The organism is Rhodanobacter sp. UC4448_H15, from assembly GCF_052978265.1.
On record NZ_CM129665.1, the window covers coordinates 1,635,161 to 1,653,896 of the forward strand.

The window sequence follows — 18,736 nt, forward strand, 5'->3', positions numbered from 1 at the left end:
ATGAATTCCATTGCCGAACTGGTCAGCGCCTACCAGGCCGAAAAAATCAAGCTGCCCGCGCTGTTCGAAGCGCTGGGCGCGCTGCCGTCGTTGTCCGCCGACGAGCATCGTGCCGGCGTCGAATGGATCGGCCAGGAGCAGGCGGCGGGCCGGATCGATCCGCTGATCGCCAAGGCCTTGCTGGCCAAACTGGCGACACTGCAGCCGGGCCCGGCGAGCCCGGACGAAGACGTCACCATGGTCAAGCCGACCACCCGGCGACCGCCACCGCCGTCCGCGGACGACGAGGCCACCCGCGTGGCGCCGCCCTCGCGCCCGCCGGCGCCGCCGCTGGACGAGGCCACCGTGGTCAAGCCGGCCTCGCGGCCACCGCAGCCGCCGACCGACGAGGCCACCATCGTCAAACCGGTGTCCAGCGCGCCGCTGCCGCCGCGCGAGGGACAGATCACCAGCCATACCGGCACCCAGGGCACGCGTCAGGGCATGACCGGCACCAGCTCCAGCATGGGCAGCCAGTCCAGTTGGCAGCACATCGGCGATGCGGAGGCCGCCGATTTCGTCGCGGTCGGCTCGCTGCTCAAGGGTCGCTTCTATCTCGAACGCGAGATCGGTCGCGGCGGCATGGGCGTGGTGTACAAGGCGCGCGACGAACGCAAGGTGGAGGCGCGCGATCGCGATCCGTACGTCGCGGTCAAGGTGCTGAACGACGAGTTCCGCCGTCACCCCGATTCGCTGATCTCGCTGCAGCGCGAGTCGCGCCGCTCGCAGCAGCTGGCGCACGACAACATCGTGCGCGTCTACGATTTCGACAAGGATCGCACCATCGTCTTCATGACGATGGAGTACGTCGACGGCTCCGACCTCAAGCAACTGATCCGCGAAAAGGCCTACAACGGCATGCCGCTGGAGCAGGCGCGCCCGCTGATCGAAGGCATGGCCCGCGCGCTCAGTCGCGCGCATGCGGCCGGCGTGGTGCATTCGGATTTCAAGCCCGCCAACGTGATGGTCACCCGCGAGGGCGTGCCCAAGGTGTTCGACTTCGGCATCGCCCGCGCTGGCAAGCACATGGGCGATGCGGTGGGCGAGCAGACCGTGTTCGACGCCGGCACGCTCGGCGCGCTGACCCCGGCCTACGCCAGCCTGGAGATGATCCAGGGCAAGGACCCGGTACCCAGCGACGATGTCTACGCGCTCGGCTGCGTGGCGTTCGAACTGCTTACCGGCACCCATCCCTACGGCAAGGTCAGTGCCGAGGTGGCGATGCGCGAAGGGCGCAAGCCGCCGCCGGTGAAGGGCCTGACCAAGCAGCAGTACAAGACGCTGTGCGCCAGCGTGGCGTTCCGCGCCGAGGACCGCCTGAAGAGCGCCACCGAGCTGGTGGACGGCCTGCGCGACGTGGGCTTGCGCGAGCGCGCGCTGCCGTTCCTGATCTACGGCGTGCCGGCGGTGCTGATCGTCGCCGGCGGCGTGTGGGGCTGGGTCACCTGGCGCCACGACCATCACGTCAACGAAGTGATCCAGCGTTTCACGTTGACCCGGCCGGATCGCTACGCCAGCGAGTCGCAGGCGCTGCAGGCACTGGACACGCTCAGCGACGACGACCGCAAGCGCATCGTGGTCGACCAGAGCGACCTGATCCAGAAGTTCCTGCTCAGTCGGATCGACGCGTACTGGAACCCGACCGAGGGTCGCTACGACTACGCCGGTACGCAGAAGGTGTTCACGCTGCGCGACGACCTGAAACTGTATTCGCCCGCGCTGGACATCAAGCGCAGCGAGATCGAGAAGCAGCGCAACGACCTGCTCAACGCGCTCGACACACAACTCAGCCAGCAGATCGGTGCCGGGGCGATCTTCGAGAACCAGCCGGACAACGTGGTCGCCACGCTGGACAAGATCCGCGCCATCGACCCGACCAGCGCGCTGCTGAAGAACACCGAGCTGGAACTCAAGTACGACGCGGCGATCGGCAAGTCGCTGGATGCCGGGCAGGTCGACCAGGCCGCGACCGAATTCAAGCTGGCCAGCCGCCTGTTCCCCGATTCCACGCGGATCAAGCAGCGCGGCGCGCAACTGGATGAGCTGGGCAAGGCGCTCGCCGCGCAGCAACTGGCGCAACAGCAGGCCGCGCAGTTGCAGCAGCAGCGCGAGCAGAGCCTGCTCTCGCTCAGTGGCCTGCTCGATCATCCCGACAACAGCGACGACTGGCGCAACCGCGCCGCCACTGCCTACCAGGGCGCCGCCAAGCTGCTGGCCGACGACGCCCGCCTGCCGGCGCAGGCCGAGCGCCTCAAGCAGGCGCTGGCCGCCCAGGCCACCGAACGCCAGGGCGCCGGCGATCTCGACGGCGCCATCGCCATCGCCGGTTTCGGCGTCAACCTGTTTCCCGGCGATGCCGATCTGTCCTCGACTCGCCAGAAACTGCTGGAGCAGCAGAACCAGCTGGCGCAGAAGGCCGCCAGCGAAGCCCAACGCAATGCGCTGGCCAAGCGCCGCGTCGACGACCTGCTGGCCAAGCCGCTGGGCACGGCCGTGTGGTTGCAGGACGTCAGCAGCGCGCTGGGTACCGCGCGCGAGCAGATGGGTGTCGGCGCACCGGCTTACGCCGAGGTGCGCGGCAACGTCGATGCCAGCCTGATCAAGCTGGCGCGCGAGCGGATCGCCGCTGGTGATCTCGATGAAGCCCAGCGCATCGTCCAGGCCGGTCAGCGAATGGACCCGGCCGAAGCCGGCTACGCCACCGTGCTGGCCGAGGTCGGTGCGGCCCGCAGCGCCGCGCAGGCGCGCCAGCAGCAACAGCAGGTGCAAGCCATTGCCGCTGCTCGCGCCACCCTGGCCGGGCTCGCCGCCAAGCCGTTGCTCACGCCCGACTGGCAGCAGGCCGTGGCCAGCGCGATGGCCTCACTCAAGGGCGATACCTCGCCGGAAACCACCCGCACGGTCGGTGCGTTGGCCACCTCGATTGCCGACGTGGCCGCCTCGCAGGCTGATCCGCAGCATCTGCCGCAGGCGCGCCTGGCGGTGGACTTCGGGCTGAAGTATGTGCCGAAGTCGCCACGCTTGCTGGCCGAGAGTGCCAAGCTGGATGCGCTGCAGGCCGACCTCCAGGCCAAGGCGGCGCGCGACAGCGCGGATGCGGAAGTGAAGTCGCGCATCGAGTCGATGCGCAGCGCGGCGGCCGCGGCGGACGTCGGCAAGGCGAGTCAGTCGCTGGCGCGGATCAAGGCGCTGCAGCCGGACAACCCGTTCCTGCAGAACGAGGGTCCGAAGCTGCTGGCCGATGCCTATCTCCGCCTGGGCCAGGAAACGTTCCAGAAGGGGCGCTACGAAAAGGCCGCCGAGGTGCTTGGCCAAGGCCTGCAGGTGCTCGGCGGCAATGCCCAGTTGCGTGGCGCGAAGGCACGCTACGACGTGGTGGCGGCGATCATGGCCGCGGCCCGGCAGCCGACCAGCACGGCCGATTACGCACGGTTGAAGCAGCAGCTGGCGAGCGTGCGGCGCAACGATCCGAAGGCGCTGGCCGCGCTCGAGTCGGACATGCGCATTCGTGGCCAGCTGACCGGCAAGACGCTGGAGGAGCAACTCGACCGGGTCAAGCCGAGTGCCGCGGCGGCACCGGCGCCGGCACCCGCACCCGCCACGCCCGTTGAGCCGACGCCGGCCGCGGAGCAGGGCGCCCTGCCGGGGCGGCCCGTGCCGATCCCCCGGCCCGGCGCACCGACACCGGCGCAGCCGGGCAAGGTCGCCAATGTGCCGAGCGGGCCGAGCGGCCCCGATCCGTGCGCCAAAGCCGGGATGGCCGGGACCGGCAAGTTCTGCCGCGACAGCTTCGGGACGTCGTATGGCCCCTTCATGGTGGTGGTGCCTGGCGCGGGCGGTGGACGGCCGTATGCGATGTCGCGTGCGGAGGTATCGATCAACGAGTTCAACGCGTTCTGCCGCGCATCCGGCAAGTGCGCAGCCAAGTCGGTCAGCGATCCGGATCTCGGCAATGCGCCGATCACCAACATCCCGCTCGGCCAGGCGCAGGCTTATGCGCGGTGGCTCAGCGATGTCAGCGGCTTCAGCTATCGCCTGCCGACGGATGCCGAATGGCTCAATGCCGCCAGCGCCGGCGGCCGCTTCAAGCAGGCCGAGGACAGCAACTGCGTGCCGCCTTCGGCTGGCGGCGGCGACGGCAGCGGCGCGCTGGTTTCCGCCCGCGGGCGTTCGCGCAATCCCTGGGGTCTGGTCAACATGACCGGCAACGCCTGGGAATGGGTCGTCAGCGGTGGCAGCGTGGCCGTGCGCGGCGGCAGCTACACCAGCTATTGGTCCGATTGCAGCGTGGGCACCCAGCGCAGCGATGGCGGCTCGCCGCAGCGCGACGTCGGCTTCCGCATCCTCAGGGAGGTGAAATGATCGATTTCGCTGAACGCGGGCGTGCCGTGAACCAGGATCTGCGTGTGCTCGACGACGCCCATCGTCTTGGCCGGATCACCCGCGCCGAGTATCGCGCGCGTCGCCGGCGATTGCTGGAAAGCCTGTACGACCCCAGTGCGGTGGTCACCGCCCGCAACACCCTGGTGCCGCCGACGGCCACCACCACCCCGCGACCGCGCAGGGCGCCGGCGGCACCGCGTGACGATGCCTCCGCCGACTCGGCCAGCCATGCCCTGACCAGCCTGCTGGCGATGCGACCGGCCACGCGCTGGAAGTCGGTGGCGGGCGGCGTGCTGCTGCTCGTCATCGCGTTGGGTGCGCTCGCCTACTGGTTGTTGCGCGGCTAGCTTGCGCCGGGCTTGCCGGTTCCGGCATCGGCTGCTGCGGCGCGTCACGAGGGCGGGACGGAGGGCGGAAAATCGCCCGCCAAACCGTCGCGTGCAGGCCTGCGGTGACTGGTTCCGCAGCGCGACGAGGGTGTATCCTGATCGGACGATCCAAGCCCGGGGGCAGCAATTGCCCGATCCGTGGGGGGCTTCGATTTCGCAGCTGGCGTGCCTTCGATGTCCAGGCGTGCCGTCAATGGAAAGATGATGCAGCCGGGGGAGTGTATCGTGCGAATTGTCCGTCTCGCCGCAGCGTTGACATCGGCCTTGGCATTCACCGGCGGCGTGGTTCACGCCCAGGAAGCAGCAACGGCTGCGCCAGGTCAGTCTTCACCCGCACCCACTTCGACTCCCGCGCAGACGACGCCATCGCCGCCGCCGGGCGGCGTCGTTCCGCCGGTACGCGATCGCGATGCGGCGGCCGTGCAGACGGTCGCGGTACGCGGCTTTCGCGTCAGCGGCGTCGGCAGCCATGCGCAACTCGGCATCACGCCGGCCAGCATCCAGGCACTGGCCGATGCGCAGTTCCGCGAGCTGGCCGCAGGCGCGGGCACGGCCGAGTTGAGCTTCGCCCAGATGCAGGGCGTCGCCGACAAGATCACCGAGCGTTATCGCACCGCCGGCTTCATCGTCTCCAACGCGTTCCTGCCGGCGCAGACCATCGGCTCCGACCAGGTCGTCGGCATCCAGGTGCTGGAAGGGCAGATCGGCAAGATCATCGTCAAGGGCACCAAGCGCTATCGGCCGGACGTGATCTCGGCGGCGGCGCAGGAATTGCGCGGCAAGCCCCTGCTGAAGAGCGACGTCGATTCCGCCTTGCTGTATGCGCGCGACCTTCCCGGCGTCACCGTGGCCTCGACCTTCCAGCCCGGCGAGCAGACCGGCGACACCGACCTGATCATGATCGCCCACGAGAAGCGGCCGGTTCAGTTCACTCTCGGCGCCAACAACTACGGCACCGACCTGACCGGCAAGTACCGCGTGCAGGCCGGCGTGGAATGGGCCAATCCGCTGCACCTGGGCGACACCTTCACGGCCAACGTCGATTACGCGCTCGACCCCAACGACAACATCTACGGTGCGCTGACCTACCGGGTGCCGTTCACGAGCACGCCGGGGTTGTCGGCGGTGGTCGGCGCCTCGCGCAACGAGCTGCAGATCAATACCGGCACCTTCGCCGCGCTCGACGTGAAAGGCCCCAGCTCGCTCTACTACGGCGGCCTCGACTGGAAGTACATCAATCGTGACGACCTGCAGCACGTGGCCACCCTGCACCTGCTGAGGGAACGCTCCCAGCTCGACAGCCTGGGCTTCCACCTGTCCGACGAGAAGTTCACGGTGGCGGAAGCCACCTGGGGCATGCTGCATACCGATCGCCGCTTCCACGGCGTGGACATCATGCAGGTGGCCCTGCGCAAGTCGATCAGGGACGATTCGCGCGAGCCCGACCTGATCAGCCCGCAGCATGACCGCAGCTTCCTCGTCGCGAAGCTCTCCTACACCCGGTTGCAGTTCCTGACCAAGTCGCAGCGCCTGAACTTCAAGTTCATCAGCCAGTACACCCGCGACGCGCTGGTGCCGCTGGAGCAGTTCGCGATGGGCGGCCCGGACAGCGTGCGCTCCTACCCGATCGCCGACGCACTGCGCGACCGCGGCTTCTACACCGCGCTGGAATACCACGTCGATGCTCCCGGTTTCGGCGACAAGGTGTCGCCGTTCTACGGTAGGCCGTGGCGCGAGCTGCTGGAGTTCGAGGTGTTCTACGACTACGCCAGGGGCTACTCGGCGGGCGCCAACCGCATGACCACGCCGGACAGCGCGGAGCTGAGCGGGGCCGGTGCGGGCTTCATCTTCCGCCTGCCGCGATTCAAGCAATTCGAGCTGCACTTCGACGCGGCCAAGACCACCAGTTCGCAGAACGCGTCCAACGGCAAGGGTTTCCACATCTATACCCGCTTCAGCTTCACGTTCTGAGGGATGACGACGACATGAGCAAGCACATCAGCACCCGGCGTGAATCGCGCAACGGCGCTTCCGTGGATCGGATCGCACGCTTGCCCTCCGGCAGCCTGCCGCTGCACAGGACCTGGCCGATCAGCTTGTGCATCGGGCTCGCGATCGGCTCGATCGCCGTCAGTCCTGACGCCTTCGCCGGCGGCCCCACCGGCGGCACGGTGGTCGGCGGCACCGGCAGCATCACCCAGAACGGCAACGAGACGGTGATCAACCAGATCTCGCAGCGACTGGCGCTGAACTGGGAGACATTCAACCTCAAGGCCAACGAATCGGTGCTGTTCAACCAGCCCGGCCGCTCGGCAGTGGCGCTCAACCGCATCCTCGATCAGAACCCCAGCCAGATCTTCGGCAAGATCAACTCCAACGGCCAGGTCTTCCTGATCAACACCCACGGCATCATCTTCGGCGCCACGGCACAGATGAATGTCGGCGGCCTGATGGCCAGCACGCTGGACCTCACCCCGAAGGATTTCCTTGCCGGCAACTACAGCCTCAACGCGGTCGGCGCGGGCGCGGGCATCGTCAACCACGGTCTGATTCAGGCCGCCAGCGGCGGCTCCGTCGCACTGGTCGGCGGCAGCGTGGCCAACGACGGCGTGATCCTGGCCAACTACGGCAGCATCAACCTCGACGGCGCCGAACACGCCGTACTCGACTTCGACGGCAACGGCCTGATCAACATCCAGATCACCGGCGAACTGAAGCAGCGTCTGGACGACAAGGAAGCGGCAGTCAGCAACTCCGGCACCCTCAAGGCCGAAGGAGGCACCGTGGTGCTGCAGGCCTCGGCAGCCAAGGATCTGTTCACCAACCTGGTCAACAACTCCGGCGTGATCGACGCCAGCGGCATCAGCACCGACGGCGGCGTGGTGCGGCTGGTGGGCAACGGCGGCAATGTACAGAGCAGCGGCAGTGTCGCCGCCACGGGCGACCATGGCGGGCGCATCGAATTGCTGTCGGACCATGACGTGATGGTCACCGGCGGCACGGTGGATGCTTCGGGTCGCCTGGGTGGCGGAGCCATTCGCATCGGTGGCGGCGTCCGTGGAGGCGAAGGCCTCGCCGTGGCCGCGCGCACGTACATCGGGCCGGATGCGTCGCTCAACGCCGATGCAACCGGCAAGGGCGACGGCGGCAGCATCGCCGTGTTCTCGCGCGACAACTCGGTCATCGCCGGCGGCTTGTCCGCGCGCGGCGGCATTGACGGCGGCAACGGCGGTTTCGTCGAGACGTCGAGCCACGGCGCGCTCACCATCACCGGTACGCCGCAGGTCTTCGCGCGCAGCGCCGACGGGTTGGGCGGCAACTGGCTGATCGATCCGAACAACATCACGATCGTCGCGGGCGGCGGCAATACCAAGATCAATGCCGCCAACCCCTTTGTGTCGACCAACGACGGAGCGTCGCTCGGCGTCGACCTGATCACCGCCGCCTTGACCGGTGGCGCCAGCGTCACGGTCACGACGGGTACGGGGGGCGCCAATTCCGAAGCTGGCGACATCACCCTCAATGCCGACCTCGACTACAACGGCAAGGGAACCAACTCGCTCACGTTCAATGCGGCGAACGACATCGTCATCAACAACAAGATATTCGATTCGGTGCTTGGCGGCGACGTGCTGAACCTGTCGTTGCTCGCCGGCCGCAACATTTCGCTCAACAACGATATCTCGCTGGGCGGTGGCACGGCCACGCTGACTGCGACTGCAGGCAGCATCTCGCGCACTGCGGGCACGATTTCCGGCAGCGCCCTGACTCTCACGGCGGGCGGCACCAATGGCGCGATCGGCGCATCGGGTGCCATCCAGACGGACGTCGACAGCATCGTGTTCAGCGCGAAGGGTACCGGCGCGGTCAACATCGTTGATGCCAATGGCGTGAATGTCAGCGGTACCGCCGGCAGCGGCAATGTCGGCATCACCACCACCACGAGCGATCTGGGCGTGGTGGGTTCGGGCATCGTCACCGCCGGTGGTGCGGTGACGCTCGGAGCCGCCGGCGGCGGCGCGCGCATCAACATCGGCACGGGCGTCGCAGTGGATACCACCAATGGTGTCGCTACCGGCGCAAACGTCAGCCTGGTTGCAGACAACGCCGACATACTCGGAACCATCAATGCCGGCACCGCCGGTATCGTGGCCATCCGGCAGGCTACGGCGGGACGGCTCATTTCGCTGGGCCCCGACGCTCCGTTTCCCGCAGATCCCCAGCTTGGCGTGACGAGTGCCGAACTGGATCAGATCACCGCCAACACGATCGTGATCGGTGACGCCAACAGCGGTGACCTGGGTATCACGGCGGCCATCGCTCCGGCCCACGCCACCACCCTCTCGCTGAATACCGGAGGGACCATCTCGCAAGTGGGGGGAGCCACCATCACGGTCGGCACCCTGACTGGCAGCTCGGCCGGTGCCACCACGTTGGGAGAGGCCAACCAGATCGGCAATCTCGGAAGTTTCACCGCCTCAAGCTTCAGTCTGACCAATGCCGCTGCGCTCACGCTTGTCGGCAACGTGACGACCAGCGGAGCACAAACCTACAACACGGCATTGGTGTTGGGCGGCGACCGCGTGTTGAGCGGTAGCGACATCACCTTTGCCTCGACTGTCGACGGCGCGCATGCGTTGACCGTGAACGCCAGCGGAGTCACCAGGTTCGACGCTGCGGTCGGCGGCACGACGGCGTTGACCAGCCTGATCACGGATGCCGCCGGCAGCGCCACGTTGAGTGGCAATGTCGCCACCAGCGGCATGCAGAGCTGGGGCGACGCGCTGACGCTCGGTTCCAATGTCATGCTGACTGGAACGACGATCAGCCTGGCGGCCGTGACAGGTGCCGGCAACAACCTGACGGTGACCGGCAATGCGGTGCTGGCAGGGGCGGTGGCTGGTGTGGGCGTGCTGCAGGTCAGCGGCACGACGAATCTCAATACCGCCAGCGTGAGCACCAGCGGTGACCAGGCCTACAACGGCTCGGTGACGCTGGGTGCCAATGCAACGCTGGCCAGCAGTGGCAGTGGCACGATCGGCTTCGGCTCCACGGTGAATGGCGCGCACACGCTGGCGGTGAACACCGGCGGCGCCGCCAGCTTCGGCGGCGCGGTCGGCGCAACGACGGCACTGACCAGCCTGACGACGAACAGCGGCACGTTCAGCGCGGTCGACCTGACCGTCAACGGCCCGTTGTCGGTCACCACCACGGCCGGAGGGATCACGCAGGGAGCCGGTTTCTACACGGTCAACGGAACATCGACTTTCAACGCCGGCAGCAACGCGATCACGCTGACCTCGCTCAACGACTTCATCGGTACGGTGAGCCTGACCGGCGGCACCACGCAGATCACCGATGCCAACGCGCTGGCGCTGGGTACCTTGCAAACAGGCAGCCTGACGGTCAGCAGTGGCGGGGCGCTTGACCTGGGCCATGGTTCGGTTGCCGGCGACCTGTCGGCAACTTCAGGGACGTCCATAACGCTCAATGGAGCGCTTGCCGGACTCGGCAACGTGGCGTTCAGCGGATCTGCGCCAAGCGGTACTGGAAGCATCGCCGGCACCGGATCGATTACAGGCATCGGTGGGTCACCGTTTGCGCTTGTCGGCGCCAACCAGGGCACCTCCGGCGGGATCAGCTTCACGGGTTTCATCGCGGCCGACGCCACGGCGGTCACCGGTGCTGCGGGTTTCGACGATGCCAGCAAGGTCAGCCAGGGCATGACCTTCGTCAACGCCACCAGCGTGGGCGGCAGCGGCACGATCGCGAACGTGGTCGGCAGCTTCGCCGACAACACCGGGACCTCGTCGGCGAGCGGCATCGTCTACAGCGGCTTCGATGCGGTGACGGGCACCGGTGGCAGCGTGACCGGCGTGACCGGCAGCTTCAATCTCGGCACGAAGGTGTCCAGCGCGTCGACGCTCGACTACAGCGGCTTCGGCGTCACCACGCTGACCGGCAGCGGGGCCGGTGCCACGATCGCGGGCAGCGGCCAGACCTACACGCTGGACAACACGGTCATCGACCAGGGCAGCAGCGGTGGCGTGACCTGGACGGGGTTCGGCAACATCGCCGATACCAGCGGCACGGTGGCCTTCGGCACCGGCGGCAGCGTCAGTGGCAACGTGACGGCGGCGACGCTGAACTACGGCAGCCACAGCGGTGCCGTGACGTTCGACCTGGCCGATGGCAGCGGCGCGACCACGGGCATCGGCGGGACGTGGGCGGGCGTCACGGCGGTCACGGGCAACGGCAATGGGGCGATTACGGGCAGCAGCACCTTTGCCCTGAGCGGAGCCAACGCGGGCTCGGCGGGCGGTGTTGCCTTCACCGGCTTCACGGCCGCCGACGCGGCGACCATCACCGGTGCCGCGGGTTTCAACAGCGCGGCCAAGAGCAGCCTCGGCATGACCTTCGCCAACGCCACGAGCGTGGCGGGCAGTGGCGCGATCACGAGCCTGGGCGGCACCGCGTTCAACCTGAGCGGCACCAAGACGGGCAATGCCGGCGGTGTCGGCTATAGCGGCTTCACCGCGGCCGACACGACGACGGTGACCGGCGCCGCGGGTTTCGACGATGCCAGCAAGGTCAGCCAGGGCATGACCTTCGTCAACGCCACCAGCGTGGGCGGCAGCGGCACGATCGCGAACGTGGTCGGCAGCTTCGCCGACAACACCGGGGCCTCGTCGGCGAGCGGCATCGTCTACAGCGGCTTCGATGCGGTGACGGGCACCGGTGGCAGCGTGACCGGCGTGACCGGCAGCTTCAATCTCGGCACGAAGGTGTCCAGCGCGTCGACGCTCGACTACAGCGGTTTCGGCGTCACCACGCTGACCGGCAGCGGGGCCGGTGCCACGATCGCGGGCAGCGGCCAGACCTACACGCTGGACAACACGGTCATCGACCAGGGCAGCAGCGGTGGCGTGACCTGGACGGGGTTCGGCAACATCGCCGATACCAGCGGCACGGTGGCCTTCGGCACCGGCGGCAGCGTCAGTGGCAACGTGACGGCGGCGACGCTGAACTACGGCAGCCACAGCGGTGCCGTGACGTTCGACCTGGCCGATGGCAGCGGCGCGACCACGGGCATCGGCGGGACGTGGGCGGGCGTCACGGCGGTCACGGGCAACGGCAATGGGGCGATTACGGGCAGCAGCACCTTTGCCCTGAGCGGAGCCAACGCGGGCTCGGCGGGCGGTGTTGCCTTCACCGGCTTCACGGCCGCCGACGCGGCGACCATCACGGGCGCTGCAGGTTTCGACGACATTGCCAAGACCAGCCAGGGCATGACCTTCGTCAACGCCACCAGCGTGGGCGGCAGCGGCACGATCGCGAACGTGGTCGGCAGCTTCGCCGACAACACCGGGACCTCGTCGGCGAGCGGCATCGTCTACAGCGGCTTCGATGCGGTGACGGGCACCGGTGGCAGCGTGACCGGCGTGACCGGCAGCTTCAATCTCGGCACGAAGGTGTCCAGCGCGTCGACGCTCGACTACAGCGGCTTCGGCGTCACCACGCTGACCGGCAGCGGGGCCGGTGCCACGATCGCGGGCAGCGGCCAGACCTACACGCTGGACAACACGGTCATCGACCAGGGCAGCAGCGGTGGCGTGACCTGGACGGGGTTCGGCAACATCGCCGATACCAGCGGCACGGTGGCCTTCGGCACCGGCGGCAGCGTCAGTGGCAACGTGACGGCGGCGACGCTGAACTACGGCAGCCACAGCGGTGCCGTGACGTTCGACCTGGCCGATGGCAGCGGCGCGACCACGGGCATCGGCGGGACGTGGGCGGGCGTCACGGCGGTCACGGGCAACGGCAATGGGGCGATTACGGGCAGCAGCACCTTTGCCCTGAGCGGAGCCAACGCGGGCTCGGCGGGCGGTGTTGCCTTCACCGGCTTCACGGCCGCCGACGCGGCGACCATCACCGGTGCCGCGGGTTTCAACAGCGCGGCCAAGAGCAGCCTCGGCATGACCTTCGCCAACGCCACGAGCGTGGCGGGCAGTGGCGCGATCACGAACCTGGGCGGCACCGCGTTCAACCTGAGCGGCACCAAGACGGGCAATGCCGGCGGTGTCGGCTATAGCGGCTTCACCGCGGCCGACACGACGACGGTCACCGGCGCTGTGGGCTTCGACAGCTCGGCCAGGAGCAGTCTCGGCATGACCTTCGCCAACGCCACGAGCGTGGCGGGCAGTGGCGCGATCACGAATCTGGGCAGCACCGCGTTCAACCTGACTGGTACCACGGCAGGCAACGCCGGCGGCATCGACTACAACGGCTTCACCTCAGCCGACACCACTACGGTCACCGGTGCCGCGGGCTTCGACTACACGGCCAAGACCAGCCTGGGCATGGCCTTCGCCAACGCCACGAGCGTGGCGGGCAGTGGCGCGATCACCAACCTGGGCAGCACGGCGTTCAACCTGACCGGCATCATGGCAGGTACGGCAGGCACCACCAGCTTCAACGGCTTCGACGCGGCCGACACCACGGCCGTCACCGGCGCCGCAGGTTTTGACAGCTCGACCAGGAGCAGCCTGGGCATCGCCTTTGCCAATGCCACGAGCGTGGCGGGCAGCGGTGCGATCACGAACCTTGGGGGTACCGCGTTCAATCTGGTCGGCACCAAGACCGGCAATGCCGGTGGCGTCAACTACAGCGGCTTCACCGCGGCCGACACCACGTCCGTCACCGGTGCCGCCGGTTTCGACAGCGCGGCCAAGAGCAGTCTCGGCATGACCTTTGCCAACGCCACGAGCGTGGCGGGCAGTGGCGCGATCACGAACCTGGGCGGCACCGCGTTCAACCTGAGCGGCACCAAGACGGGCAATGCCGGCGGTGTCGGCTATAGCGGCTTCACCGCGGCCGACACGACGACGGTCACCGGCGCCGTGGGCTTCGACGACAACGGCAGGACCAGCGAGGGCATGGCCTTCGCGAACGCCACCAGCGTGGGTGGCAGCGGCTCGATCGCGAACGTGGTCGGCAGCTTCGCCGACAACACGCGTATCTCGTCAGCTAGCGGCATCGCGTACAGCGGTTTCGGTACGGTTACGGGCACCGGCGGCAGCGTGACCGGGGTGACCGGCAGCTTCGATCTCGGCACGAAGGTGTCGAGCGCCTCGGGCATCGACTACAGCGGCTTCAACCTCACCACGCTGGCCGGAAGCGGCGCCGGCGCCACGATTGCCGGCAGCAACCAGACCTACAACCTGACCGGCACAGACGCCGGCAACAACGGCACGCTGAGCTGGACGTCGTTCGGGAACCTGAGCGACAGCGGTGCCGGCACCTTCATGTTCGCGAACGGTGCGGGCGTGTCGGGCATGCTGACTTCCGCTGCCGCAGGCACATTGGATTACAGTGCGTACACGACCGCGGTGAATGTGGACCTGGGAGGCACGGCGACCGGTACCGGGGGCTGGAGCGGGATCACCGCGGCGAAGGGCGGTTCTGCCTCTGACACGATCAGCGGCAGCAGCCAGACCTACAATCTGACCGGCCTCAATGCCGGCAACAGCGGCACCGTGAGCTGGACCTCGTTCGAGAACATTGCCGATGCGGGTATCGGCACGTTGACCGCCAGCAACCAGACCTGGAGCCTGACCGGGCACAACCAGGGCACGGCGACCAATCTGGCAGGCGCCTTCTCCGGCATCGGCAATCTGATCGACACCGGCACCGGCCACTTCCTCATGCACTCGGGCGCTGACGGGGACATCTCCGGCGGCCTCGACGCCGGCATCGACGGAAGCCTGGACTATTCGGGCTACACCACCGCGGTCAACGTGAACCTTGCCGGTGCGGGCTCGACAGGCGTAGGCGGTACAAACTCCGGAATTTCAGCGGTAACGGCGAGTTCGAACCTCGGCATCAGCGGCAATGCGAGCAACGGGCTGACGATCACCACGACGGGCGCCGGAACCACCACAACCCTGGGCGCGACCACGGTCGGAGGCGATCTGAACATCACCGCCAGTGGGGCGGTCTTGCAGACAGGCGGTGCGCTGAGCGTTATCGGCACGAGCACCATCCATGGCGGTTCGAACGCGATCACCCTGACAGGTGGCAGCAACGACTTCGGCGGCACGGTGAATCTCACCGGCGGTGCCACCCAGATCAATGACCTCAACGCACTGACCCTTGGCACGGTGAACACCGGGGCGCTGACGGTGAGTGCGGGCGATCTCACCCTGGCTGGTGCGGTCAATGGCACGGCGGTCAGCCTGACCTCTTCCGGCGCGATCAGCGAAGGCGCAGGCGGCAGCCTCACGGCCACTTCGCTGACCGGTCATTCGGCCGGTACGACGACCCTTGCCGGGACCAATCACATCGGCTCGCTGGGCAGCTTCAGTGCGGCGGGCTTCGCGTTGATCAACGCCCAAGCCTTGACGGTGAATGGCCCGGTAAGTGGCGGTGCGGGTACCGCGCTGACCACGACCGCCGGCAACCTGACGATCAATGGTGCAGTGAGCGGCACCACGACAACGCTGAATTCCGCCGGTGGGATCAGCGAAGGCGGCAGTGGCAGCATCACGGCAGGCACCTTGAGGGGTCAATCCATCGGTGCGACTGCGCTCAACGGCGCAAACCACATCGGCACCTTGGGCAGCTTCAGTGCGGCGGGCTTCGCGTTGACCAACGCGCAGACCCTGGTCGTGGGCGGCACCGTCGACGGGGGGGCCAGCACGGCGTTGACCACGACGAGCGGCGACCTGGCGATCAACGGTCTGGTGAAGGGCGCCACCACCACGCTGGTCTCGGCGGGCGCGATCACCGAAGGCGCCGGCGGCAGCATCACGGCGAACCTGTTGACCGGTCATTCGATCGGAAACACCACACTCGATGGCAACAACCACATCAACATACTGGGCGGCTTCAGCGCAGACTTCAGCCTGACCAACGGTCAGACGCTGACCGTCGAAGGCCCGCTCGATGGTGGCCCGGTCGTGGCGCTGACCACGACGGCCGGCGACCTGATCATCAATGGCACGGTGACCGGCGCCACCACCACGCTGACCTCGGCCGGTGCGATCATCGAAGGCACCCATGGCGTCATCACCGCCGATAACTTGACCGGCAGCTCCGCTGGCAGCACCAGCCTGCTCGGCGCCAACCAGGTGGCAGCCCTGGGCGCATTCGTCAGCGGTGGCGACTTCGCCTTCAACACCATCCGGACCTTGACGGTGAATGATGCACCGTCGGCCAATGGTGGTGCCGGCGACCTTACGCTGACGGCCAGCGGGGCGAACTCGGACCTGATCCTGGCCAGCACCCTGACCGGCAACACGGTTACCTTGGGTGCAGGCCGCAATATCAACCAGACGGCTGGTGCGATCCATGCGAACACGTTGACTGGCAGTTCGGTCGGCAGTACCGCGCTCGGTGGCGCCAACCACATCGGCACGCTGGGCAACTTCACGGCGGCGAACTTCGCGCTGACCAACGCGCAGGCGCTGGCGGTGACGGGCTCCGTGGACGGCGGCGCGAGTACTACGCTTAAGACCACCAGCGGCAATCTGGCGATCAACGGCACGGTGAAGGGCACGACCACGACGCTGGCCTCTGCTGGCGCAATCACCGAAGGCGCCGGCGGCAGCATTGTCGCCGGCATGTTGACCGGCAGCTCCGCCGGTGCCACCACGCTCAACGGCGCCAACCGCATCGGCACCCTGGGAGGCTTCACGGCCGCCAGCTTCGCCTTGACCAACGCACAGACATTGGCCGTCAGCGGCACGCTGGATGGCGGCGCCAGCACCTCGCTGAAGACCACCAGCGGCGATCTGGCGATCAATGGTCCGGTGAAGGGAACGGCCACCTCGCTCACCTCGGCCGGCGCGATCAGCGAAGGCGCGGCGGGCGTCATCACGGCCGGCACCCTGACCGGCAGTTCGGTCGGCGCGACCACGCTCAACGGCGCCAACCAGATCGGCACGCTGGGCAGCTTCACGGCAGCCAATTTCGCCCTGACCAGTGCGCAGGCGCTCACTGTCGACGGTCCGCTGGATGGCGGCGCCAGCACTTCGCTGAAGACCACCAGCGGCGATCTGGCGATCAACGGTTCGGTGAAGGGAACGGCCACCTCGCTCACCTCGGCCGGCGCGATCAGCGAAGGCGCCAGCGGCATCATCACGGCCGGCACGCTGAGCGGCAGCGCGGTGGGTCCGACCGTGCTGGGCAGCGCGAGTTCGCCCAACAAGAACATGGTCGACACGCTGGGCAACTTCACTTCGCTGGCCGGCTTCAGCATGACCAACGACAAGACTCTGACACTGGCGTCGGTGGCCGGCAGCGCCTTCACGGTGAACGCGGGCACCTCGCCGTTCTACCTGTCGGTGACCCATGGCGACCTGTTCCAGCTCGGCACGACACCGCTGTATGACGGCATAGGCGTATGGGGTTCCACCGGGCGCCTGGGTTCCAGCTCCCAGCCGATCTACGTGGTGGGCACGGGCCTGCAGAACATCGCCAACGTCGGCCTGCCGCCCGCTTACTTCTATGCGGTGGACAGCTCCGGCAACCTGCTGCCGCTGGGCGGTGGTTTCGCCATCAACGTGCCGACCGCCTCCGGTGCGGGCAGCGCGCAGAACGGCAACCACGGCGACTCCTACATCGACCCGAGCGTGATCACCGCCAACTACCGCTCGTACGGCATCGTGCCTTCCGGCGTGCGCCTGCCGCCCGACCAGCAGAGCGGTTGCGATCCGGATCAGCCGGACCAGGCCGCCTGCCAGGACCCGGACGCACTGGGCATGGTCATGCCATGGCCGAAAGCGCCGCAGTGACCGGCATCGGCAAACTCGGCGCAGGCATCGCGGTGGCGATGCTTGCGCTGGGCCTGACCGGCCCCGCCGCGGTCCAGGCAGCGCCGCAGATCGCGCCGCGGCTGACCGGGGAACTGATCATCACGCAGCTGGACACGGCGCAACACGACCTCGCCGCACGTGCGACCGGGTCGCCTGGCTCCAGTCTCGCGGCAACCAGCCAGAAGCTGGCCGACCTGGGCCGGGACTTGCGCAAGGCGCTGGGCAAGGATCTGGCCAAGCCGATCGACATGCTGGGCAACGAAGAGAAGGCGCAGGCCTACCGCGCCGAAGCCGCCGTGCAGCGCACGCAGGCGTTCCTGGAGGCCAGCAAGGGCTGCCTGGGCCAGGATGTCGCCGCGATGGCGGCTGCACTGGCCCGCACCGTGGCGTTGAAGGCGGCTGCCTCCGGCGGGTCGAAATTGCCGCCGGTGATCAATGGCGTGGAGACGCTGGATCGACGCCCGCTGTTCGTCCTGCATGGCGACGGCGCCGGGGCAGCGTTCGCACTGACCGGGGAAAACCTGCTTGACGCACAGTGCGCCAGCCCGGTGGTCAGCGCGACCGACGCACAGGGCAAGCCGCAGGCGGTGCAGCCGGTGGTGACCGGCGTGTTGCCCAATCGCATCGAATTGAAATTGCCTGCCGGTGCGCTGCCATCGGGCAGCTACGTGCTCAACGTGGTGGCGCAGCGCAAGGTGTTCCTGATGGGCTGCACGGCGCAGCCGCCCACCTCGGCCGTGCTGGAGGTGGCGCCCGCGCCGAAGGTCTCGGTGAGCTACGCGCTGACCCAGACCTGCCCGGCGCCCGGCGGCGGACAGGGCCGCGCCATGCCGGCGGTCACCGGCAGCATGCCCGAGGGTGTAGGGCGGGGCACGGTGGCCAAGTACGTCACGGTCGACGGTTGCGCCGATCCGCTCAGCTACGCGATCAGTGCGACGGTGACGTTCGGCGACGGACACGGCAGCACGGTGGGGCCGATCAGCCAGATCGCCTCGGCCGGCATCACGGCCGGGCTTCCGGGCGGCCTGTCGCTGAGCTGGGACCCTTCGGTGCACCAGCTCGTGGTTCGCCCCGCAGCCAGCAGTTGCAAGGGCGTTTACTGACGAGGTG

General features: G+C 67.9%; 5 protein-coding genes and 1 pseudogene. All 6 read left to right on the plus strand.

Going from position 1 to position 18,736, the window contains the following annotated elements; genetic code table 11:
* The 6 genes and pseudogenes from ACVCMI_RS07330 (at position 1) to ACVCMI_RS07355 (ending at position 18,729) form a co-directional block, all read left to right on the plus strand.
* Positions 1–4,401, plus strand: a complete 4,401-nt coding sequence (locus ACVCMI_RS07330) for a protein kinase domain-containing protein (protein ID WP_447099318.1) — start codon at positions 1–3, stop codon at positions 4,399–4,401.
* Positions 4,398–4,769: a hypothetical protein gene (locus tag ACVCMI_RS07335; RefSeq protein ID WP_395117324.1), complete on the plus strand. Its 372-nt coding sequence runs from the start codon at positions 4,398–4,400 to the stop codon at positions 4,767–4,769. Before ACVCMI_RS07330 ends, ACVCMI_RS07335 begins: the two co-directional genes overlap by 4 nt.
* 243 nt (positions 4,770–5,012) lie before the next feature.
* The gene (locus ACVCMI_RS07340) at positions 5,013–6,782 is read left to right on the plus strand and encodes a ShlB/FhaC/HecB family hemolysin secretion/activation protein (protein WP_447099477.1); all 1,770 of its coding nucleotides are present in this window, start codon (positions 5,013–5,015) and stop codon (positions 6,780–6,782) included.
* Positions 6,783–6,796: 14 nt separating this feature from the next.
* A pseudogene (locus ACVCMI_RS07345) lies at positions 6,797–7,222 on the plus strand (two-partner secretion domain-containing protein); the annotation flags it as partial.
* Positions 7,223–7,594: 372 nt separating this feature from the next.
* Positions 7,595–17,605, plus strand: a complete 10,011-nt coding sequence (locus ACVCMI_RS07350; protein WP_447110631.1) for a beta strand repeat-containing protein — start codon at positions 7,595–7,597, stop codon at positions 17,603–17,605.
* Complete coding sequence (locus tag ACVCMI_RS07355; RefSeq protein ID WP_447099317.1) at positions 17,584–18,729, plus strand: hypothetical protein; 1,146 nt, start codon at positions 17,584–17,586, stop codon at positions 18,727–18,729. Before ACVCMI_RS07350 ends, ACVCMI_RS07355 begins: the two co-directional genes overlap by 22 nt.
* Positions 18,730–18,736: the final 7 nt, after the last annotated feature.